Annotated in this window: 15 protein-coding genes; 6 read left to right on the top strand and 9 right to left on the bottom strand. The window is 69.3% G+C overall.

Going from position 1 to position 21432, the window contains the following annotated elements; translation table 11 throughout:
- Positions 1–1519: hypothetical protein (locus D7W82_RS27065; RefSeq protein WP_233587957.1), on the top strand; the 1519-nt coding region annotated here is incomplete at its 5' end.
- On the opposite strand, the gene D7W82_RS27060 is transcribed toward D7W82_RS27065, so the two are convergent.
- The 3 genes from D7W82_RS27060 to D7W82_RS27050 all read right to left on the bottom strand — a co-directional run bounded on the left by D7W82_RS27060 (position 1486) and on the right by D7W82_RS27050 (position 5787).
- Positions 1486–2367, bottom strand: coding sequence for a hypothetical protein (locus D7W82_RS27060; protein ID WP_233587958.1), 882 nt, complete (start codon positions 2365–2367; stop codon positions 1486–1488). The two genes, D7W82_RS27065 and D7W82_RS27060, sit on opposite strands and share 34 nt — an antisense overlap.
- Positions 2368–2500: 133 nt before the next feature.
- Positions 2501–2764: a hypothetical protein gene (locus D7W82_RS27055; RefSeq protein WP_120621106.1), complete on the bottom strand. Its 264-nt coding sequence runs from the start codon at positions 2762–2764 to the stop codon at positions 2501–2503.
- Between the two features lie 173 nt (positions 2765–2937).
- Positions 2938–5787, bottom strand: coding sequence for a fused MFS/spermidine synthase (locus D7W82_RS27050; RefSeq protein WP_233587956.1), 2850 nt, complete (start codon positions 5785–5787; stop codon positions 2938–2940).
- Between the two features lie 130 nt (positions 5788–5917).
- On the opposite strand from D7W82_RS27050, the gene D7W82_RS27045 reads away from it, so the two are divergent.
- The 3 genes from D7W82_RS27045 to mrpC all read left to right on the top strand — a co-directional run bounded on the left by D7W82_RS27045 (position 5918) and on the right by mrpC (position 9337).
- Positions 5918–6850 (top strand): sensor histidine kinase KdpD, encoded by a 933-nt coding sequence (locus D7W82_RS27045; RefSeq protein WP_233587955.1) that lies wholly within the window; start codon positions 5918–5920, stop codon positions 6848–6850.
- Between the two features lie 7 nt (positions 6851–6857).
- Positions 6858–8324, top strand: a complete 1467-nt coding sequence (locus D7W82_RS27040) for a sigma-54 dependent transcriptional regulator (RefSeq protein WP_120621103.1) — start codon at positions 6858–6860, stop codon at positions 8322–8324.
- Positions 8325–8590: 266 nt separating this feature from the next.
- Entirely contained in the window at positions 8591–9337 is a 747-nt protein-coding gene (gene mrpC, locus D7W82_RS27035) for a Crp/Fnr family transcriptional regulator MrpC (protein ID WP_014395195.1), read from the top strand.
- A 93-nt stretch (positions 9338–9430) separates the two neighbouring features.
- On the opposite strand, the gene D7W82_RS27030 is transcribed toward mrpC, so the two are convergent.
- Positions 9431–10339 (bottom strand): hypothetical protein, encoded by a 909-nt coding sequence (locus D7W82_RS27030; protein ID WP_147439556.1) that lies wholly within the window; start codon positions 10337–10339, stop codon positions 9431–9433.
- 103 nt (positions 10340–10442) lie between these two features.
- Positions 10443–12137 (bottom strand): DUF4215 domain-containing protein, encoded by a 1695-nt coding sequence (locus D7W82_RS27025; protein WP_120621108.1) that lies wholly within the window; start codon positions 12135–12137, stop codon positions 10443–10445.
- A 337-nt stretch (positions 12138–12474) separates the two neighbouring features.
- On the opposite strand from D7W82_RS27025, the gene D7W82_RS27020 reads away from it, so the two are divergent.
- On the top strand, positions 12475–14313 hold the full coding sequence (locus D7W82_RS27020; RefSeq protein WP_120621101.1) for a DNA mismatch repair protein MutS: 1839 nt from the start codon (positions 12475–12477) through the stop codon (positions 14311–14313).
- Positions 14314–14366: 53 nt separating this feature from the next.
- On the opposite strand, the gene D7W82_RS27015 is transcribed toward D7W82_RS27020, so the two are convergent.
- Entirely contained in the window at positions 14367–15539 is a 1173-nt protein-coding gene (locus D7W82_RS27015; RefSeq protein ID WP_120621100.1) for a thiolase family protein, read from the bottom strand.
- An 81-nt stretch (positions 15540–15620) separates the two neighbouring features.
- Positions 15621–18011, bottom strand: a complete 2391-nt coding sequence (locus tag D7W82_RS27010) for a 3-hydroxyacyl-CoA dehydrogenase/enoyl-CoA hydratase family protein (RefSeq protein WP_120621099.1) — start codon at positions 18009–18011, stop codon at positions 15621–15623.
- 128 nt (positions 18012–18139) lie between these two features.
- On the opposite strand from D7W82_RS27010, the gene D7W82_RS27005 reads away from it, so the two are divergent.
- Positions 18140–19894, top strand: coding sequence for a M1 family metallopeptidase (locus D7W82_RS27005; RefSeq protein ID WP_120621098.1), 1755 nt, complete (start codon positions 18140–18142; stop codon positions 19892–19894).
- A gap of 9 nt (positions 19895–19903) precedes the next feature.
- Here the strand turns inward: D7W82_RS27005 and D7W82_RS27000 are convergent, their stop codons facing one another.
- Positions 19904–20782 (bottom strand): site-specific DNA-methyltransferase, encoded by an 879-nt coding sequence (locus D7W82_RS27000; RefSeq protein WP_120621097.1) that lies wholly within the window; start codon positions 20780–20782, stop codon positions 19904–19906.
- A gap of 230 nt (positions 20783–21012) precedes the next feature.
- Positions 21013–21261: a 50S ribosomal protein L31 gene (rpmE, locus tag D7W82_RS26995; protein WP_120580811.1), complete on the bottom strand. Its 249-nt coding sequence runs from the start codon at positions 21259–21261 to the stop codon at positions 21013–21015.
- Positions 21262–21432: the final 171 nt, after the last annotated feature.

The following is a 21432-nucleotide window of genomic DNA, read 5'->3' as shown; positions in this document are numbered from 1 at the left end:
CCCGAACACCATGCGGCTCCGCGCCCTCCTGCCCGCCCCCGTGGCCCTGTTCACGCTGGGGCTCATCCTCTGGCTGGGGTCTCTTCCCCTTCGCAACTACGACCTGTTCTTCCACCTGGCGGGCGGCCGCTACGTGCTGGAGCACGGCTTCAACCCCGTGGACCCCTTCAGTGTCACGGGCACCGCGGGCTGGGTGCCCCACGAGTGGGGCTTCGGCGTGCTCTGCGTCCTGCTCATCAAAGTCCTGGGCGCCGCCGGTCCCGCGCTCCTCGTCGCCACGCTCGTGGCGGCCAACGTGCTCCTGCTCTGGGTCGCCCTGCGGCGCGCGGATGCCCAACCGTCCCACCTCCTCGTCCTCGCCTGTCTGGGATTGATTTCGGGCGTCCAGGCCTCCACCTGGATCCAGGAGCGTCCCTTCCATCTGGGACACCTGCTCTTCGCCGTCGCCGCCCTGGGCGTCCAGGCCTGGCGCCAGGGAAATACGCGGGTGCTCTGGGCCTTCCCGCTCCTGGGACTCGCCTGGGCCAACCTGCACGGCAGCTGGCTTTTGGGCCCGGCGCTGCTCGGGTCCACCGCGATGGGCACGGCCCTGGATGACCGCACGCCCGCGTCGCTCCGGCGCTGCGGGGCCGCGCTCGTGGCGGCGCTCGCGATGTTCCTCGTCGCGGGCCTGTCTCCGGACGGCCCTCGCATCTACCTGTATCCGCTCCAGCACTCGCTGCTCGCCTCCACCCAGAACATCAATGAGTGGCGCCCGCTGGACCTGGATGCGGGCTGGAGCTGGGTCTACCTCCTCCTCTTCGGTGCGTGCCTCTTCGTCATCGGCCGGGCCCGCATGCGGCGCGCCGCGGCCCTCCTGCCCACGCTCGTGCTGGGCATCGCCGCGCTGAAGGTGCAGCGCCACGCGCCGTTCGCGTCCGTGCTGCTCGCCCTCACCCTGGTGGAGCACGCGCGCACCAGCGACGCGCCCGCCCTCCCCCGCTTCCTGTCCTGGCTGGAGCGCCCCCTGGCCTCCTGGAGCACCGGAACGTCCCTGGCGCTGTGGCCCACTGTCCTGCTGGCCGGCCTGTTCGCGCTGAATGCGGGCGCGCCCCGCCCCGTGGAGAAGGGCACGCACCCCAGCATTCCCCTGCCCGTGCTCCAGACGCTGAGACAACAGCCCCCCGGCCGCGTGCTCAACCGCTTCATCATGGGCGGCCCCATCTCCTACTTCGCGGGAGCCCCGTACAAGGTCTACATCGACAGCCGGAATGATCCGTTCCCCGCGGCCATCCACCAGGCCTATGCGCGACTCGTGTGGTCCGAGCCCGGCTGGGAGCAGGCGCTGGAGGCCTATGATCCGGACTACGTCGTCTGGGACACGGAGAACCCGGGCAACCTGCTGTTGGATCACCTCCGGGCGCGGGGCGGCTGGCGCGAGCTGGCGAAGGCGAACGGCTGGGTCCTCTGGGCCCGGGAGCGCACGCCCGAAGCCCCCGGAACGCCTCAGCGCCCCGCGACCGCTTCCGGCGGCGGGTGAAACACATACAGCGCCACGGGTGAGCCCTCCTCCGAGCGCACCCGCGCATCCCGGCGCAGCACCCAGAGCTGGCCTTCTCGCAACGGCCGGGACTCCGGCGCCTCCGCGATGCCCCGTCCCGCCGCCACGTAGGCCACCACCGGCGAGCCGGGCGTCGCCTTCACCGCCCACTCCCCACCGTCCAGCAGCACGCGTGACATGCGCCCCTGGAGCACCGGCAGCGGCGTCTCCTCCAGCTTCACGCCTCGACTCCGCAGCCCGGCGAGTGCCTCGCGAGGCTCCTGGGCGAAGGGCGCCGTGCCGCGCAACAGCCGCGCGTCCTCCGCCGAGACGTAGAGGTTCCCGTCGAAGCCCGGCACGGTGAACACCAGGTTGCCCAGCACCCGGTCCTCATCGGGGTTGCGCCACTCGTGCCCCGTGAAGGGTGCCGAGGCCACGAGCCAGCCCGGCCCGTGCACTCCGCGCCGCTCCATCCGGCGCCCCTCCTCACCCCAGACCTGCCACACGTGCGCCTCGCCCGCGACGATGAGGGTGGCCTCGAAGGGCGCGCGGTGGATATGCAGGGGGCACGTCTGGCCCCGTCCCATCAGGTGCAGGTGCACGCTGGACGTGTCCGACGCGAAGTACGTCTCCGAGACATCCGAGACGCCCGGCCGCGCCTTCTCCAGGGCCGCCATCCGCTCGCGGACGTCGGTCACCTCCACGTCAGGCGGCGGCAGCGGGGTCAGTGCGCGCCTCAGCCCCAAGAGGAGCCCGAACAACGCGACACACAGCCCCACCACCAGCATCCGGTAGACCCAGAGCCGGCGGCGCAGCCCGGCGACAACCTCCGGTGACGACACGGTCATGGCGCGCACGATGACAGCTTCAGTCCCCTGAAACACGAATGGCAGGCCCTTCCAGTTGGAGGGACCTGCCATTCACCGGGCCGCCGACACCTCTTGGGCGTCGGCATCTCCCGGAAGAAGCCCGGGAAGCGGCTCAGTAGGTGTTGTTCTGACCGAAGGACTTCATGGTCTTCTTGTTCAGGGCGTCGTTGGACAGCTGGCCGTCGTTCTGCACGTTGTCCTCACCGGCCAGCGCGGCGGCCGAGGCGCCGAACAGGCGGCGGATGTTGTCACCGAACAGCGTGATCACGCCGATGGCGGCGATCGCGATCAGGGCAACGATGATGATGTACTCGGTCATGCCCTGACCACGGTTCTTGCGGAACTGCTTCTTCGGGGCCTTCGAGATCGCGTTCATGGGAAACTCCGGGGGTCGTTGCAGCGGTGGAGAGACACACCCTGCGGGAAGTCAGGGTCGATACGGACAGTACAACGGGGGGGCAAGCCCCTCCATCCGTCATCGGGAGGATGGGGGGCCGGATCAAGGAATATCGCGGGTCTGGCCCCTCTCAAGGTTTCATCCCCCCTGTATCAGGGCTCACCGGGCGTCGCCGTGGGCGTCCGCGGTGTCTTCCCGCAGGCGGCCGGCGGCAGGGCTTCACAGTACGCCTTGAACGCCTTCTGCAGCTTCGCGTCCTGGGGGTGGCTCGCCGCCACCTCGCTGCCCACCGCCAGCGCCCCGTCCGCGTTCATCGGCGTCCACACCGTGCGTGAGGCCCAGGCCCGCGCCGTCACCAGCTTCAGGTACTCCGTCACCAACTCCGGTGAACGGCCGCCCCGCGCCACCTCCGGCTCCAGCAGGGACGCCGCCAGGGTCAGGTCCCCCTGCGCCAGCACGGCCCGGCCCAGCGCCAACGCCGACGCGGGATCCTCCGGCGCCAGCGAACGCCACAGCGCCGCCACGCCCCGGACCGTCGGATCCTTGTCCGCGTGGTAGCGCTGCACGTTGCGGTACAGCCCCGCGGCCTGCTCGGCGGTGGGCGGATGGTCGCGCAGGTACCCGTGCAGGAGCAGCCCGGGCCCTGTCTCCGGCGACCGGCGCTCGTCGTTCACGCGCACGTCCAGGTTCGCCAGGAAGAACGCCACCGGCGACGCGTACTCCAAGAGGTTGTGGTCGTCCGTGTTGATGGGCCCCTCGCCCGCGAAGTCCTTCTGTCCGGCCTCCGTGTGCACCTGCTTGGACAGCAGGCCGAACAGGTCATTTATCTCCACCCGCGCCAGGTCCGCCTTCACGTCCGGCCGGGCCATGCGCGCGGCCACCGCCTCCGCGTTGAACGACAGCGGCTTGCGGCTGGCCACCATCACCAGGTCCTCCGGGCCCACCCACGTCGTGGCGTGCGGGAAGGTGTCCTGCAGCGTGCGGATCACCAGCCGCACCAATTCGCGGTTGCTCTCGTAGGTGTGGATCCACTGCACCATCACGCCGTCGTCCGTCAGGTGCTTGTCCACCAGCTGGAAGAAGTCGCGCGTGAAGAGGCCGGACACGCCCGACACCCAGGGGTTGGACGGCACGCTGACGATGAGGTCGTACCGGATGGGCGCCAGCGCCATGAACGTCTTCGCGTCGTCGATGTGCACGTGCGTGCGCGGATCATCCACCGCGTTGCGGTTGTCCTCCTTGAACAGGCGCGCCGCGTCGATGACCGCCGGGGAGATCTCCACCATGTCCAGGCGCTCCACCGGGTGCGCCAGCACGCTGCCCGTGGTGATGGCCGCGCCCGAGCCGATGACGAGCACGTTCTTCGGGTCGCGCGGGTGGAGCAGCACGCCCAGGTGGCCCGCCAGCACCTGCGTCTCGATGTCACTCCCGTTCGACGCGTCCGTCTTCCCGTTGATCTTCATGAAGCGGAGGTTCTCGCTCGGCAGGTCCCCCACCATCACCGTGGCGAAGGTGTCGTCCGCGTAGAAGCGCGGGACGATGGCCTTCTCCGTGCTCTCCACCAGCTTCGCGTAGCTGTCCGGCGGCTTCTGGTGCGCGCGGATCGCCGCGATGTTGGACAGCCGCTGCGGCCAGCCGTGCATGCTCCCCAGCACCACCGCCGCCAGCACCGCCGCCGCGCCCACCGGCAAGAGCGCCCGCCACACGGGCACCGCCTTCGCGCCCTCCCCTTCCTTCGCCGCGGACAGCGCGTGGAACGCCAGCCCCGCGGAGAGGAGGTTCGCCACCGCCCCGGCGATGAAGTTGCCCTGCATGCCCCAGAAGGGCATCAGCACCAGCCCGCCCAGCACGGAGCCGGAGAGCGTGCCCGCCGTGTTCCACAGGTACACGCCGCCCAGTTGGCGCCCTACCTCGGACACCTTCGCCGTGGCCACGCGCGCCGCCGCCGGGAACGCCACGCCCATGATGAACGTGGGCACCAGCAGCACCGCGCAGCAGAACGCGAAGGTGATGCCCTGGAAGACGGGCCACGTCTCCACCGCGCGCGTGAGCATCCACTCCGACCAGCGGAACAGGTGCGGCAGCCGCACGTACAGGGGCAGCGCCACGCAGAGGCTCAACACCAGCCCCACCTGCGTCCAGCCATACAGCTTCAGCGAGTCCCCGCCCTCCTTTCGCGTCATCAGCCAGAAGCTGCCCAGGCCGATGCCCAGGATGAACGCCGTCAGGATGAGCGTGAAGGCATACGTGGACGCCCCCAGCACGATGGACAGGAGGCGGATCCACGTCACCTGGTACAGCATGGACGTGAAGCCCGACAGCATCACGCCCACCAGCGCGGCCCGCACCGCCCGCCGGGGATAGGCCACGTCCTCCGCGGACCCCGCCGCCCCCACCGTCACCGCCGGTGGGTGCCGGCGGGCCAGCGCCAGCGCCGCCAGCGCGAGCAGCACGTTGATGGCCGCGGCCAGCTTCGCGGACGCGGACAGGCCCACCAGCGGCACCAGCCGCGTGCCCGCCACGTAGACGCCCACCGCCGCGCCCAGGCTGTTGATGGCATACAGGCGCGCCAGCTCCTTGCGCACCCCCGCGAGGCTCGCCGCGAAGTGGCGCACCAGCGCCGGCAGCGTGCCGCCCATGAGCAGCGTGGGCACCACCAGGGACAGCGAGGACACGAGCAGGCGCGGCGCCACCCGCAGGCCCTCCGGCACGTGGGGCGCCAGGGCCAGCCACAGGTGCTCCAGCGCCCCCAGGACGTACGGGAACGCCAGCGCGTACAGGCCCACGCCCAGCTCCAGCACGCCGTAGAGCGCCAGGGGGTTCTTCACCCGGTCCGCTGTCCGCCCGAAGACAAACGCCCCCAGCGCCAGGCCCCCCATGAACGTGGCCAGCACGACGGCGTGCGCCTGGCCGCTGTTGCCCAGCACGTTCCCCAGGTATTTGGACCAGACCAGCTCGTAGACGAGCGCCGTGGCCCCGGACAGGAACAGAAGGGCCGCCACAAGGTTCTTCGGAGGACGTGCGGTGCTGGTCATAAGGACAGCGCTCGACGTTACCCGGTATGTTTCAGGTCCACCAATGAACGCCCATCTCCTGCAAGCCGCTCAGCTCGCCTGGTCCCCTCACCTCCGGGTGACACGCGCCGAAGGTGACTGCGCCCAGGTGCTGCGCCGCGACGCCAAGGCGCTCGTGGGCATGCCCCTGCACACCGCGCTCGGAGTTCCCCAGGAGCGCGCCCGCGAACTGGATGCGCGAGCGCGCGAGGACCGCCGCGCGGTGGAGTTCGTCACCGTCTCCGCGGGAGGCCCCGGCGGCACCCCGCCCCCCATCCACCTGCGGCTCGTGCTGGGCATGGACGGCGAGGAGGCCGCCGCGGGCGTGCTCGACCTGGGCACCGTGCTGGAGGGCGCCCCCCCGGTGCAGATCTCCAAGCTGTCCTCGTCGCTCAGCCATGAGATCCGCAACCCGCTCTCCTCCGTGAAGATGGCGGTGCAGACGCTGGCCCGGAACACCGGCCTGTCGGACCGGGACAAGCGGCGGCTCACCATCGCCAACCGGGAGATCCGGACCATGGAGCGCATGCTCTGGCTGCTCTCCGAGTACGGCCGCGAGAGCGTCGCGAACCTGGACGCCCACGCCCTGCGCTCGGTCGTCCAGGAAGCGACCGCCATGGTGGCCCCGGAGCTGGCCGAGCGCCGCATCGAGGTAGAGGTGAAGGAAGAGGCGGACCTGCCCCGCGTGAGGGTGGATCCCAACCGGTTGAGGCCCGTGCTCGCTCAAGTCCTGCTCAACGTGGCCATGGGCCTGCCAGAAGAGGGCCGCGTCCAGGTGACGCTGCGCCAGGAGGACCCCGGCCACGTCAGCCTCATCCTGGATGATCCCGCCGCGGCCCTGCCTCCGGAGGACCGGGGCACGCTGTTCGACCCCTTCGGCTCGCGGCTGGCCCGGGGCGCGGGGCTGTCCCTGGCCGCCCTGCGGCGGGTGATGACGGGCGTGGGGGGCGACGTGGCGGCCCAGGGGAGCGCGGAACCGGGGATGGTGTTCACGCTGACGTTCGCCGCCTGAGGACCCCATGGAGACCCTCCTCATCGTCGACGATGACGTGTCGCTGCTCGAAACCCTCACGATGCACTTCGAGGATATCGAGCAGGACGACGGGCAGCCGCGCTACCAGGTGGTGACGGCCACCAGCGCCGCCGCGGGCCTCAAGGCCGCCCAGGAGAACATGCCCAGCGTGGTCATCCTGGACATGATGCTCCCGGACCGCACGGGCCTGGAGATCATCGAGGAGATGAAGACGCTGTGCGGCGACGCGCGCATCATCCTCGTCACCGCCTACCACGACATGGAGACGACCATCCGGGCCATGAAGGCCGGTGCGTTCGACTACATCCACAAGCCCTTCCCGGATCCAGCCGCCCTGGACCTCGTCGTGGAGCGCGCGCTGGAGTACCGCCAGCTGTCGCGCCGCGCGGACGAGGTCCACCGCGAGAACGCCGTCGTCCGCCTGGGCGACATCGTGGGCACCAGCCCGTCCATGCAGCAGCTGGTGAAGGAGATTGGCAAGGTGACGGGCAGCACCGCCACGGTGCTGATCAACGGCGAGAGCGGCACCGGCAAGGAGCTCATCGCCCGCGTCATCCACAACTACTCCTACGACGAGCCCCGCCCCTTCATCGGCATCAACTGCTCCGCCATCGTGGACACGCTCCTGGAGAGCGAGCTGTTCGGCCACGAGAAGGGCGCGTTCACCGGAGCGGTGTCCGGCAAGCCCGGCAAGTTCGAGCTGGCCGAGGACGGCACCGTGTTCCTGGATGAGATTGGCGACATGTCGCTGATGCTCCAGGCGAAGCTGTTGCGCGTGCTCCAGGAGCGCGAGTTCGAGCGCGTGGGCGGCGTCAAGCGCGTGAAGCTGCGCGCCCGCGTCATCGCCGCCACCCACCGCCACCTCGCGGACGAGGTGGCCCAGGGCCGCTTCCGCGAGGACCTCTACCAGCGCCTCAAGGTCATCACCCTCGTCATCCCGCCCCTGCGTGAGCGCCGCGAGGACATCTCCCTCCTGGTGAAGCACCTGCTGGAGCGCATCAACGAGAAGGTGCACAAGCGCGTCACCCGCGTGCCCCACGAGGTGATGGAGCGCCTCACCCTGCTGCCCTGGCGCGGCAACGTGCGCGAGCTGGAGAACGTCCTCACCCGCGCCGTGGTGCTCGCGCCCGGTGACGTGCTCCGGGGCGACGACCTGCCCGCCCTGGAGGCGAACCCCTCAGGCCCCCTGGACGCGGGCCAGCGCGCCCCCGGAGGCGCGAGCAGCATGTTCGCCGCCCCCGCCGTGGACGACGTGAGCCTCATCCCCACGCTGGAAGAGGCCGAACGGCAGCTCATTGCCCGGGCCATGGCCGTCACCAAGGGCCACAAGGGCCGCACGTGTCAGATCCTGGGCATCAGCCGTCCCACGCTTGAACGAAAGCTTCAAAAGTTCGGTCTCGCACAGGGGCATGGTCCACAGGTTCACCCTTATCCGGTGAAGGATGCTTCCTGACACTGTCCCAGCCCTGACAAACCGGTGTGGCGGTTTAACGTTTCGTTCAAACTGATCAGACTGTTTGAACGTTCTGTTTCAGGTTTCGGACACAGTGGGGGGGGGCCGAACCGGGGTGTAGCGCTAAGTACCCGGCATTCCTCGAACTGTTCCCCTGGGAATAGTTCAAGTGCCCATGGCACGCCTCTTGGAAAGAGCAAGGTCCGTCCGCCGCAGCAGCAGCGACCAACCTTCCCCATCCCTTTCCGTCTTTCCAGGAGACTCCCATGCACGGCTTCAACCGCCCCCTCGGCCCCATCGGTTCCAACGTCGTGGCGCCGCTGCAGGCGACGTCGTCCGGCATGATGGTGACCGCGAACAAGCTGGTCCCCGGCCAGGAGGCCATCGACTTCAAGGGGTACTTCAAGGTCGAGTCCTTCCCGCACAACTCGACCATCTACCGCCCCGGCGACACGTCGGACCGCGTGTACCTGCTGAAGTCCGGCCGCGTGCGCCTGATGCGCATTGGCAAGAACAGCACCCGCTCGGTGGTGTCCATCCTCCGCCCGGGCGACCTGTTCGGCGAGCTGTTCCGCCCGGAAGGCACGCCCATCGAGGAGATGGCCGTGGCGGCGGGCGAGGCCGAGGTGTGGAGCATCGAGGGCCGCGACTTCCGCGCCCAGCTGGAGGCCCGTCCGGCCCTGGCGGTGGACGTGGTGCGCGCCTACGCGGACCGCGTGCGCTCGCTGCGCAAGCGCGTGCTGGGCCTGACCTTCAAGGAGGTCCCGGCCCGGCTGGCGGACACCCTGCTCACGCTGGTGGAGGCGCACGGCGAGCGCTGCCCGCACGGCGGTGAGACGGACCTGCGCGGGATTACCCAGCAGGACCTGGCGGACCTGGTGGGCGCCTCGCGCTCCTTCGTGTCCACGCTCATCAACGAGATGAAGCGCGAGGGCGTGCTCGGCAACGTCGGCCGCATCCTCTGCGTGCGTGACCAGAAGGCCCTGCGCAAGCTGGCCTCCAAGGAGAAGTAGACCCCACGTCCCTTCAAGGGGACCGTGACGTCCAACGGGCCTGACCGCGAGAGCATCCGCGGCCGGGCCCGTGGTGTTTCCAGAGCCTGGCGTTCAGAACACGAAGCCCGCGCCGAACTCGGGGGCGAAGCCGAGGGCCAGCCCCAGCGGGGCCACCTCGGAGTCCAGGGTGAGGTAGCGCACCCCGCCGCGCAGCATGAGCCCGCCCAGGTGCAGCGCCAGCCCCGCGCGCGCGTCCACCTGCTGGTAGGGGCCGGGCGTCATCTGCAGGCGCCCCTCCACGTCCAGGGGGCCCAGCAGGCACGCGTCCACGGACAGGCCCAGGCTGGGGGCGACGTAGATGGCCCCGGGCGCGTCCAGGGTGGAGACGCCGGCCTCCACGCGCAGGCGGAGCTCCTCCCGGACGAGGGGAGAGTAGGTCACGTGCATCTCCCCCAGGGTGCGCGTGTCGCGGGAGGTCGAGCCCTCTCCCCTGCCCGCCAACCGGGAGACGCGCAGGTCCGCGCCGAAGCGCTGGGCGTCCCAGCCGACGTCGAAATCCAGGCCCGTGCCGCCCCGGACGGGTGACACCAGCAGCCCCGCGCGAAAGGAGAACGGGACGGCGTGCCGCAGCGAGTTGCGCTCGGGCGGCGCGTCCGGAGCGTTGATGTCGTGGCCGTGGTGGGTGCCCAGGCTGCCGATGGCCTCCCCCATTCCGCGGAACATCAGCTCGATGAGGGCGCCCACGAGCGCGGCGCCGACATCGCTGGACGCGCTCGAGCTGAACTCGAAGCTGTCATCCGTGGAGGACACCGTCGTCCGCTGGCTCTTGGACGAACGGTTCTTGTTCTCGTCGTCCTGCTTCGAATCGCTGTCCCTGTCCGAGCCGATGGCGGTGGCCTCGTGGACGGGTTTCGACGCTTCGTGGGAGTCCGAGCGCTTGCCGAAGCGCGCCTCGGCGGGAGGCGCGGCGAGCAGCCCCACAAGGAGCCCTCCGCCCAGCACGACCTTGGGTAACGACATGGGGTGAAGCCCCCTCGGTGAGACACGGCCGGCCCGACCGTCCCTCACGTGCCGCATTCAAATCCCGGGGGCCCACCGGGAGTCAACTCCGCGAGCCCCGGACTCAGTCCAGCTCAAGCGTACAGGTGGCGCTGCACCCGTCATTCCCCTGGGTGTTGCCGTCGTCGCACTCCTCCCCCACATCCACGACGTGATTGCCGCAGAGGCGTGCGCATTCGGTGTGGCTCAAGGGATACGAGAAGCCGTTGAGCGTGAGCTGGTAGGAGGAACCGGTCGTGTGGCGCTCGGCCTGGAACACCACGAGCTCGTAGATGCCACCCGGCGTGAGGCCGAGCGCGCTGGCCCGGTCCGACAGCTTGACGCTGCCAGTGATGGGGCCATGGATCCCGCCCAGGTCGAGCGCGAGGCGGCGGTTGATGAACACCCAGACATCGTCATCTCCCCGGAAGGAGAGCACCTCGTTGCCCTTGTATTCGAACCAGTAGCGCGTCTCGCTGGTGAAGCTGAAGTTGCGAAGCACGCTGGGGCTGCTGCTGTCCGGACGGCGAGGCTCCTCACCGGTGGCCACCCAGCCCGCGTCATCCAGTGGGAAGAAGGCCGGGGCGTCGAACTGGTACGAGCTGCCCGACCCACGTGGGAGCTCCAGGCTCTTGACGAGGGGCCTGTTCACGCCCGGCACGTCCCGGAACCACTGATCAAAGGCCGCCCGGCCATGGGTGGTGAGGGAGCTGAGGCCTTCCTTCGCATAGACAGGCTTGCCCTGTGCATCCAGCGTGCTGGCCACGATGCCCACCTCCGAGCCGTTCGCGTTCTCGAAGTCGATGTGGCCCCGCGGCAGTCCACCGGAGGCCGGCACGTCGTACCCACGGAAGTCGCGGTAGACGATGGGCAGGGTCAGCGGGTCCGGAGGGGGCGAAACGACCACGGCGCAGGCGAACCCCGGCTCGAGCTGGCATGTCGGAGAGCAGCCGTCGTTCGCTCGCGTGTTGCCGTCGTCGCACTGCTCGGCCGTGCTGTTCGGCAGCAACTGGCCGTCGCCACAGGCGTCCTGGCAGACTCCGTTGGAGCAGCGCGGCTCGAGTGTGCACAGCGGTGTGCAGCCATCGCCGAGGTTGTTGTTGCCGTCGTCGCATTGCTCGGTGCCTTCGACCTTGGCGTCGCCACAGACGGTCGGGACACAGGGCCGGCCAGCGAACGGGCACGTGTAGCCCGGCTCCAGGTGGCACGAGCTGTCGCAGCCATCGCCGCTCGCCGTGTTGCTGTCATCGCAGGACTCGGTGCCATCCACCCGGCCATCGCCGCACACCGGAATCCAGACGCACGGCTGACCTTCCTGTTCGCACGCCCACCCGGGCTCAATCGCAGCGCAGGTCGCCGAACAGCCGTCGCCGCCGGCCGTATTGCCGTCGTCGCACGCCTCCGTGGCCTGCTTGAGGCCATCACCACAACGCTCCGTCCCCGCATCCGTCCCCGCGTCGGCCTCCGTCCCCGCGTCGGCCTCCGTCCCTGCATCCGTCCCCGCGTCGGCATCCGTCCCTGCATCTGCCTCCGTCCCCGCGTCGACCTCCGTCCCTGCATCTGCTCCCGCGTCGGCCTCCGTCCCTGCATCCGCTCCCGCGTCGGCCTCGGTCCCCGCGTCGGAGCCCGCATCATCCGTCCCGGAGTCAGCGACAGGGCCGGTCCCTGAATCCGCGCCGCTGTCCGCGGTGGAGGCATCCTGCTGGCCCGTCGACGAACCACCATCCGGGTCGGCCGGCTCATCATTGCCACAGGCTGACAACAAGAGAGACGCGGACATGAGCAGAACGCCCATGAGCCGGAGGGGCATGCCATGGAGAGACAGAGACATAGGCCGCGGGTTTTGACCCGGCTCCCCGAGCGAGTCAATTGCCACGAATGTGAGCCCTCGCGACGCCATGAAAACGTCCGCCAAATCCATATCATCTGGAATGCGCCGCGTGACGTCTGAGTCATCGTGGAGCCAGGACGGCGCTGGCCCCAGGAGCCCCCTCCGTCCCCGTTCGCCTCCACGCGCTCCCAACGGGAAGAAATGTTGTCGGTTCGCACCGGAAGCGTGACGGAGCGCCTTGAGCGCTTGCCCTCGGACGGGGGGCCGCACAGCATGCGCGGCCATCGTGCCCGTCCCAACCGAGTCCCAGAGCCCGCATCGCACGTACACCGACCGCCGCGCAGCCGCCCAGGCGGACCTGACGGAGCTGGACCGCGTCAGCGCCAGGTACGCCAACCTGCGCACCGTGGCCTTCGTGGCGGCGCTCGTCGTGGCCGCGCTGACGCTGATGGGCCGGCTGCCCAAGCCCTGGTGGTGGGCGGCGGCCGGGGCGCTCGCCGTCTATGGCGTGCTGGCGGTGCTGCACCACCAGGTGTTCCTCAAGGAGCAGCGCGCGCGCCTCTTCGTGCTCCTCAACGAGCGCGGCCTGGCGCGGCTGGAGGGCGGCTGGCACTCCTTCACGGACACGGGGGAGCGGTTCCTCTCCCCCAACCACCTCTACGCCACGGACCTGGATGTCTTTGGCCAGGGCAGCCTCTTCCAGCTCATCAACGAGTCGGCCACGCGCGCGGGCGAGGAGCGGCTGGCCGCGTGGCTGTCCGCCCCCGCCAACGCGGAGACGGTGGTGACCCGCCAGGGCGCCGCGCGCGAGCTGGCCCCGCGCGTGGACTTCCGCCAGGACCTCTGCGTGGACGCCCGCGTGGTGGCGAAGGACAAGGCGGACCCGGCCCTCTTCATCCAGTGGGCGGAGGCGGGCCCGTCCCTGGACGCCATCCGCTGGTCACGGCCCCTGGCCATCCTGCTGCCCCCGGTGACGCTCACCCTCTTCATCCTGGGCACGGTGGGCGTCATCCCGGACAGCCTCGTGTGGCTGGGCCTGCTCGCGCAGCTGGGCAGCGCCGTGGCCACGCGCCGCACGCTGCGGCAGATGGACGAAGCCGTGGAGCGCGGTGAACGCGGCTTCGTGCGCTACGCGTCCCTCTTCGAGCGCGTGGAGAAGCAGACCTTCGAGCACGCGCGCCTCAAGCAGCTCCAGTCCGGCCTGACGGCGCAGGGCGGTCCGCCGGTGTCCGCGCTGTTCCAGCGCTTCAGCCGGCTGTACTCGCTCATCGAGTTCAAGCGGCACCAGTTCCACCCCCTGGTCCACTGGCTCACGCTCTGGGACATCCACGCCCTCTTCGCGCTGGAGAACTGGCGCGCCGCCCACGGCCGCGACGTGCGTCAGTGGTTCGAGGGCCTGGCGGAGCTGGAGGCCCTCTGCTGCCTGGGAGGCCTGGCCCATGACCGCCCCGCCTTCACCTGGCCCCAGATGCAGGCCGAAGGCCCGAGCGTGGAGGCCACCGCGCTGGGACACCCGCTCCTGGACGCGCCCGTGCCCAACGACGTGTCCCTGCCCGGCCCGCGCCACGCGCTCTTGATTACCGGCTCCAACATGAGCGGCAAGACGACGCTGATGCGCGCGCTGGGCGCGAACGTGGTGCTGGCGCTGGCGGGCGCGCCGGTGTGCGCGGCGTCATTCCGGCTGTCCCCGGTGCAGGTGCTCACCAGCATGCGCGTGAAGGACTCGCTGGAGCGCGGCGTGTCGTACTTCCACGCGGAGGTGCTGCGGCTGAAGATGGTGCTGGACGCGGCGGCGGCCGCGAAGGGCCAGGCGCTCTTCCTGCTGGACGAAATCCTGCTGGGCACCAACACCCGCGAGCGCCAGATTGCCTCACGCGAGGTGCTGCGGCTGCTGCTCGCCTCCGGCGCCTGTGGCGCGGTGACGACGCATGATTTGTCGCTGGCGGTGCTCGCGGACGAGCCGGGCTCGCGCGTGGTGAACGTCCACTTCCGCGACCACCTGGAGGACGGGAAGATGGTGTTCGACTACCGGCTCCGGCAGGGGGTGGTGGACACCACCAACGCGCTGCGGGTGCTGCGCCTGGCGGGCGTCCCGGTGAACGACCCGGACGCCCCGGCCTCCTGACTCATCCCCTCCGCGCCCCCTTCATCCAACAGGGGGCGCGAACGGGAAGCGGATTACTTCGCCAGCTCCACCAGCGCCGCGGCGCCCATGCCACCGCCAATGCACATGCTCACCACGCCGTAGCGGCCGTCCCGGCGCTTCAGCTCGCGCAGGATGGTGGCCACCATGCGCGCACCGGACACGCCCAGCGGGTGGCCCAGGGCGATGGCGCCGCCGTTCGGGTTCACCTTGTCCTGGGGGATGCCCAGCTCACGGATGCAGTGCAGCGCCTGCGCCGCGAAGGCCTCGTTGAGCTCGAACACGCTGATGTCTTCCACCTTCAGCTTGTTGCGCTCCAGGAGCTTGCGGATGGCGGGCACCGGGCCCACGCCCATGATTTCGGGCGGCACGCCGGCGACCACGTAGTCCACGAAGTAGCCCAGCGGCTTGACGTTGAGCTCCTTCGCCTTCTCCTCGCTCATCACCACCGCGGCCGCCGCGCCGTCCGTCAGCGGCGACGCGTTGCCCGCCGTCACCACGCCCTTGGCGTTGAAGGCCGGGCGCAGCTTGGCCAGGCCCTCCACCGTCGTCTCCGGGCGCAGGATGGTGTCCACCGTGACGGTCACCTGCTTCTGGCTGCCGTCCTCGTCGAACATCGTGGTGGTGACGGGGAAGATCTCCTCCTTGAACTTCCCCTGCTCGCGGGCGGTGGCCGCGCGGCGCTGGGACTCGGCGGCGAACTTGTCCGCGTCCTCACGGGTGACGTTGTAGCGGGAGGCGATGTTCTCCGCCGTCGCGCCCATGGAGGTGTAGACCTCCGGCAGCTTCTGCATGATCTCCGGGTTGGCGGAGACCTTGTTGCCGCCCATGGGCACCATGGTCATGGACTCGGTGCCACCGGCCACGGCCACCTGCAGCATGCCGGACTTGATGCCCTGCGCCGCCTGCGCCACGGACTGCACGCCCGAAGAGCAGAAGCGGTTGATGGTCAGTCCCGGGACGGTGTCCGGCAGGCCGGCGAGCAGGCTCGCGTTGCGGGCCACGTTCATGCCCTGCTCCGCCTCCGGCATGGCACAGCCCATGATGACGTCCTCCACGTCCGCCGGCTTCAAGCCGGGGACCTGGGCGACCGCCTCCTTGATGGCAAGGGCCGCGAGCGTATCCGGCCGCGTGTCCTTGAACTCTCCCTTGTGGGCGCGGGTGAAGGGGGTGCGCACCGCGCTGGCAATCACGACTCGTCCGGACATTTTAGATGTCTCCCTGCCCGGACAGCGTCCGGGCGTGCTTCGGAATTCGCGTCTGGAAAACCATTGGGTAAACGCCTCGCGCTAGTTGCGCAGCGGCTTGCCCTTCTCGAGCATGAACATCATGCGGTCCTGGGTCTTCTCCTCGCCGATGAGGCTCAGGAACGCTTCCATCTCCAGCTCCAGCAGCTTCTCCTCGGTCACCAGCACGGAGGGGCTGGTGTCACCGCCGGAGAGCACGCGCGCCAGCTTCTGGGCGATCTTCCGGTCGTGGGCGCTGATCTGATTGTTGAGCTGCATGTCGTACAGCATCATGTCGATGGTGGCCGCGCCGTTGGGGCCCGGCAGCCGGAAGCGCGTGGGACGCGGCGGGCGGAAGCCGCCGTTCGCCAGGCCCAGCACGCGCGACTTCGCGTCCGACAGGAGGAAGTCGCGGTTGCCCGTGATGCCGTCCTGCTGCGACAGGAAGCCCATCTCGCGCGCCTCTTCCGCGCTCGTCGCGACCTTCGCCATGCCGATGGCGAGGAACACCTTCTTGAGGAAGGGCAGCGAGTCGAAGTCCTTGTCCGCCGCGTAGCCGCCGAACACGTTGCGCAGCAGCATCATGGTGCCGCCGCCGCCCGGGATGAGGCCCACGCCCACTTCCACGAGGCCCATGTACAGCTCCGCGCTGGCCTGCACCGCGTTGCCACCCATGGTGACCTCCGCGCCGCCGCCCAGCGTGAGGTTGAAGGGCGCCGTCACGACGGGCACGGGGCTGTAGCGCATGCGCTGGTTGGCCGCCTGGAACGCGGACGCCATCTTGCGGATGGAGTCGAAGTCCTCGCTCTTGGCCGCCATCAGCATGGCCATGATGTTCGCGCCCGCGGAGAAGTTGGAGCCGTCGTTGCCAATCACGAGGCCCTTGAAGTTCTTCTCCGTCTCATCCAGCGCGGTGTTCATCATCGCGATGATGTCATCGTCGATGGAGTTCATCTTGGAGTGGAACTCCAAGAGCGTGACGCCGTCGCCCATGTCCCACAGCGACGCGCTGTCGTTGCCGGTGATCTTCTTGTTGCCGCGCTTCAAGTACTCCACGCGGGACGTGCGCGCGTTCTCCACCACCGGCTTCACGGACTTGGACGGGATGTCCCAGTAGGTGTCGCGGCCGTCCTGCACGCCGTAGAAGGACGTGCGGCCCTTGGCCAGCATCTCCTCCACCCAGGCGGCGGGCTTGAGGCCCAGCGCCTTCATGCGCTCCACGCCCTTCTGGACACCGTAGGCGTCCCAGACCTCGAAGGGCCCCAGGTCCCAGCCGAAGCCCCAGCGCACACCGCGGTCCACGTTGACCAGGTCGTCCGCGATCTCCGGGATGCGGCGGCTGGAGTACGCCAGCACGTCCAGGGTGACGCGCTCGGCGAACTTGCCGGCCTTGTCGTCCGCGTTCATCACGGACGCCACGCGCTCCTTGACGTTTTCAATGTCCTTCGCGGCGCCCAGCGAGTCGAAGCGCACCTTGGCCTGCGGCCGGTACTCCAGCGTCTTCAGGTCCAGCGCGAGGATGTCCTTGCCACCGGAGGAGCGGTCCTTCTTGTAGAAGCCGCCGCCGCTCTTGTCGCCCAGCATCTTCTTCTCCACCATCTTCTGGAGGAAGTCCGGGGCGGCGAAGACGTCGCGCTCTTCGTCGTGGGTCAGCGTGTCGTAACAGTTCTTCGCCACGTGGGTGAACGTGTCCAGGCCCACGATGTCCGCGGTGCGGAACACGGCGGACTTGGGACGGCCCATGGCCGGGCCAAAGATCTTGTCCACCTCTTCGATGGTCATCTCCGTCTTCTGCATCTCGGAGATGGTCCGCATCATCCCGTACACGCCGATGCGGTTCGCGATGAAGTTGGTGGTGTCCTTGCCGTAGACGATGCCCTTGCCGAGCACCTCTTCACCGAACTTGTGGACGGTCTTCACGACCTCCGGGTTCGTCTCCTGGCCGGCAACCAGCTCCAGGAGCTTCATGTAGCGGACCGGGTTGAAAAAGTGCGTGACGAGGAAGTTCTTCTTGAACTCCGCGCCGCGGCCCTCGGTCATCCCCACGATGGAGAGGCCGGAGGTGTTGGAGGAGATGATGGCGTCCTTGCGGGCGTGCTTCTCCACCTTGGCGAACAGGGCCTGCTTGACGGCCAGGTCCTCCTTCACCACCTCGATGATCCAATCGCACTCGCCCAGGCGCGCGAGGTCGTCCTCCAGGTTGCCCACTTCGATGGCGGCGAGCACCTGCTCGGACACGATGGGGCTGGGCTTCGCCTTGCGCAGGTTCGCGATGGCGCCCTGCGAGAACTTGTTGCGGAACGCCTTGGAAGCGGTGTCCTCGCCCGGAGCGGCCTGGGGCGGAACGATGTCCAGCAACAGGGCGCGCACGCCGGAGTTGGCCAGATGCGCGGCGATGCCGCTGCCCATCACGCCAGCGCCAAGCACCGCCACTTTTCGGATCCGGGTCGTCATCGGAAATCGGCTCCCATAAAAGGAAGTAGGGGACTGCACAAATGTAGGCGATTGACCCGGAAGTCAACCGGCATTGCCGTCGGGTGTGCTCGCCAGGAGGTCGGCTCCCCGACTACAAGTCGGGCCCCATGGCTCGCCTCGACCCGCACTCGTACAACGACAGCACGCAGCCTGAGACCGAAACGCTGGACTGGAAGGCCCGCGTCGATTTCCGGACGCGGCGCCTGCACGCGGAGGCCACGCTGACCCTCAAGGAGGCGTCAGCCGGCCCCCTCGACCTGGACACCCGCGACCTGGACATCCGCGGCGTGGTGGATGCCCAGGGTCGCCCCTTGCCCTACATCCTCTCCCCTCCTGAACCCATCCTGGGAAGCCGCCTGCGGATTGAGCTGCCCGCGGGGGTGAAGCAGCTGACGGTGCGCTACCGGACGTCGCCGGAGGCGAGCGCGCTGCAGTGGCTGACGCCGTCGCAGACGGCGGGCGGGCAGCAGCCGTTCCTCTTCAGCCAGTGCCAGGCCATCCACGCGCGCAGCGTGGTGCCGCTGCAGGACACACCGCGCATCCGCATCCGCTACCGCGCGTCCCTGCGGGTGCCCAAGCAGCTCAAGTCCGTGATGGCCGCGTCGTTCGTGGCGCGTGAAGAGCACGGCGTGGAGGCGGAGGAGCACTACGAGATGCCGCAGCCGGTGCCCCCGTACCTGCTGGCGTTCGCGGTGGGCAGCCTCACGTCGAAGGAGCTGGGGCCGCGCTCGCGCGTGTGGGCGGAGCCGGAGGCGCTGGAGGACGCGGCGGACGAGTTCGCGGGCGTGGACGACATGCTCAAGGCCGCGGAGTCGCTCTTCGGGCCGTATGACTGGGAGCGCTTCGACCTCTTGCTGATGCCGCCGTCGTTCCCCTACGGCGGCATGGAGAACCCGCGCCTGACGTTCCTCACGCCCACGCTCATCGCGGGGGACAAGAGCCTGGTGAACGTGGTGGCGCACGAGTTGGCGCACTCGTGGACGGGCAACCTGGTGACGAACGCGTCCGCGGAGCACTTCTGGCTGAACGAAGGCTTCACCGTCTTCGCGGAGCGCCGCATCCTGGAGGCGCTGGCGGGGCCGGAGGTCGCGGCGCTGCACGCGGCCCTGGGGCGCCGTTCGCTGGACGAAGCGCTGCACCACTTCCGCGCGCACCCGCAGCTCACCGCGCTGCGCACGCACCTGTCCGGCGTGGATCCGGACGAGGCCTTCTCCCAGATTCCCTACGAGAAGGGCTACCTGCTCCTGCGCGCGCTGGAGGACGCGGTGGGCCGCCCCACCTTCGACGGCTTCCTGCGCCGCTACCTGGCGAAGTACCGCTTCCAGGCGCTCACCACGGAGGAGTTCGTCCGCTTCACGGAAGCCGAGCTTCCGGGGGCCCTGGCGAAGGTGGACGCGGACGCGTACCTGAACCGGCCCGGCGTGCCGCAGAGCGCGCCCCGGCCCACCTCCGCGCGGCTGGAGGCGCTGGAGAGGCTGCGCGGGACGGTGCCTTCGCAAGCGGACACGAAGGACTGGACGCCCACCGAGTGGCAGCTGTTCCTGGAGTCCATGCCGGTGGACACGTCCCAGGACGTCTTCCGCGAGCTGGACGCGAAGTACTCGCTCACGGGCAGCCGCAACTCGGAGGTGCTGGTGGCGTGGCTGGTGGCGGCGCTGCGCGCGGGCTTCGATGCTCCGCTCGGCCGGGCCGAGGAGTTCCTCGGCGAGGTGGGCCGGATGAAGTACCTGAAGCCGCTCTACAGCGTGCTCGCCTCGTCGCGCGACCACCGCAAGGTGGCGCGCGCGGCGTTCGAGAAGCACGGGGCGAGGTACCACCCCATCGCCCGGCAGGGCGTGGAGCTCATCCTCACCCGCGCTTGAGGCGGGGCTCTACTTGAGGGTCGCGTCCAGGCGCTTCTTGGACAGGGCCAGGTATTCCGGGTTCATGTCGATGCCCACGTAGCGGTGGCCGTGCTTCAGGGCGGCCACGCCGGTGGTGCCGCTGCCGTTGAAGGGGTCCAGGATGAGCGAGTTCTCCGGGCAGCTCGCCTCCAGGATGCGCTCCAGCAGCGCCACCGGCTTCTGGGTGGGGTGGCTGCCGAAGGCCTTCTCCTCGCCGCGAGGGGCCGTCTGCGTCCACATGCGGCCGGCGCCGTCGGCGGTGAGTTCCTCGTCACCGTTGCGCGGCAGGTTCCACACGTCGCGCATCTGCTTGCCGCCGTTCTCCGCCTTCATGCGCTGGTAGTTGAAGACGTGCTTCAGCTTGCCGCCGGACGACGGCGAGGCCCAGATGAGCAGCTCCGTGGAGTGCGTGAAGTAGCGGCACGCCAGGTTGGGGCTCGCGTTGGGCTTGTACCAGGTGACGGTGTTGAGCAGCTTGTAGCCCAGCTTCTGCATGGCGAAGCCGGCGTTGAAGATGACGTGCTGCGTGCCGCTCACCCACAGCGTGCCGGTGGGGCGCAGCAGGCGCTGGCAGGCGGCGAGCCACCTGGTGGTGAAGGCGTGGTCCTCCTCCACTCCGCGGGACACGTCCCACTGGCCCTTGGCCACGGAGACGCGCTTGCCGCCCTTGCAGGTGGTGCCGCCGTTGGAGAGGAAGTACGGCGGGTCCGCGAAGATGAGGTCGAAGGACTGCTCGGGCAGCTGGGCCATCAGCTCCAGGCTGTCGCCCTGCAGCAGCGTGTAGGCCTCCCCGCGCTTCGCGAAGACGCTGTCGTTCTGGGAGCGTCGGACAATCTTCAGGGCAGGGGCAGCAGCTTCCGCGAACATCACGCCTCCGTCTTTGGGACAGACGTCTCTGGGACGCGGCGGACTGTGCGGTCAGTTGGCTGCTACGTCGAATTTCTGGCCTGTAATTGGCTGTAGCACCGAAAGCGCGCGTGAAAATTTGACGAGCGCGTGAAGCTGAAACACCGCGAGCAGGGCGGGAGCGCCTCTGTCTTTCGAGGCCCTCCACGACCCTGCTCGTGGGCTACCGCGGATGCTGTGGAGCGGAAGGACTACGCCTTCTCGGGCTCGGCGGCCTTGGCGCCCTTCTTGGCGGCCGGCGCGTTGTTCGCGTACTTCTTCTTGAAGCGGTCGATGCGGCCGGCCGTGTCCAGCAGCTTGTACTTGCCGGTGAAGAACGGGTGGCAGTTCGAGCAGACTTCCACGCTGAACGAGCCGCGGGTGGACTTGGTCTCGACGATGTTGCCGCACGCGCAGGTGATGCGGGAGGGCGGGTAGACCGGGTGCAGGTCGGGCTTCATGGCTTCTCTCCAGTGCGCCTTGCCCCCACCCAGGATGGGAGGGAGGTCCAGCGTTGTAGTGGGTCGGGGCTTATAGCTACCGCCCCGGCCTTTCTCAAGGATGCGCGTCCGGACCGGGGGTTTCTCCCCGGGGACGCCTCCCCCGGGGCAGGCGGGCGGGCAGGCAGGGGC

It is taken from the genome of Corallococcus sp. CA049B, from assembly GCF_003611685.1.
Taxonomy (GTDB): Bacteria; Myxococcota; Myxococcia; order Myxococcales; family Myxococcaceae; genus Corallococcus; species Corallococcus coralloides.
Note: the sequence above shows the minus strand (reverse complement) of the source record. Positions and strands in the feature narration are given on the sequence as shown.

Excerpts from the sequence above, each read along its gene's own strand:
- D7W82_RS27060 (WP_233587958.1), bottom strand. The coding sequence starts at position 2,367 with ATGACCGTGTCGTCACCGGAGGTTGTCGCCGGGCTGCGCCGCCGGCTC.
- D7W82_RS27055 (WP_120621106.1), bottom strand. The coding sequence starts at position 2,764 with ATGAACGCGATCTCGAAGGCCCCGAAGAAGCAGTTCCGCAAGAACCGT.
- D7W82_RS27010 (WP_120621099.1), bottom strand. The coding sequence starts at position 18,011 with ATGACGACCCGGATCCGAAAAGTGGCGGTGCTTGGCGCTGGCGTGATG.
- rpmE (WP_120580811.1), bottom strand. The coding sequence starts at position 21,261 with ATGAAGCCCGACCTGCACCCGGTCTACCCGCCCTCCCGCATCACCTGC.
- D7W82_RS27015 (WP_120621100.1), bottom strand. The coding sequence starts at position 15,539 with ATGTCCGGACGAGTCGTGATTGCCAGCGCGGTGCGCACCCCCTTCACC.
- D7W82_RS27040 (WP_120621103.1), top strand. The coding sequence starts at position 6,858 with ATGGAGACCCTCCTCATCGTCGACGATGACGTGTCGCTGCTCGAAACC.
- D7W82_RS27000 (WP_120621097.1), bottom strand. The coding sequence starts at position 20,782 with ATGTTCGCGGAAGCTGCTGCCCCTGCCCTGAAGATTGTCCGACGCTCC.
- D7W82_RS27030 (WP_147439556.1), bottom strand. The coding sequence starts at position 10,339 with ATGTCGTTACCCAAGGTCGTGCTGGGCGGAGGGCTCCTTGTGGGGCTG.
- mrpC (WP_014395195.1), top strand. The coding sequence starts at position 8,591 with ATGCACGGCTTCAACCGCCCCCTCGGCCCCATCGGTTCCAACGTCGTG.
- D7W82_RS27005 (WP_120621098.1), top strand. The coding sequence starts at position 18,140 with ATGGCTCGCCTCGACCCGCACTCGTACAACGACAGCACGCAGCCTGAG.
- D7W82_RS27025 (WP_120621108.1), bottom strand. The coding sequence starts at position 12,137 with ATGTCCGCGTCTCTCTTGTTGTCAGCCTGTGGCAATGATGAGCCGGCC.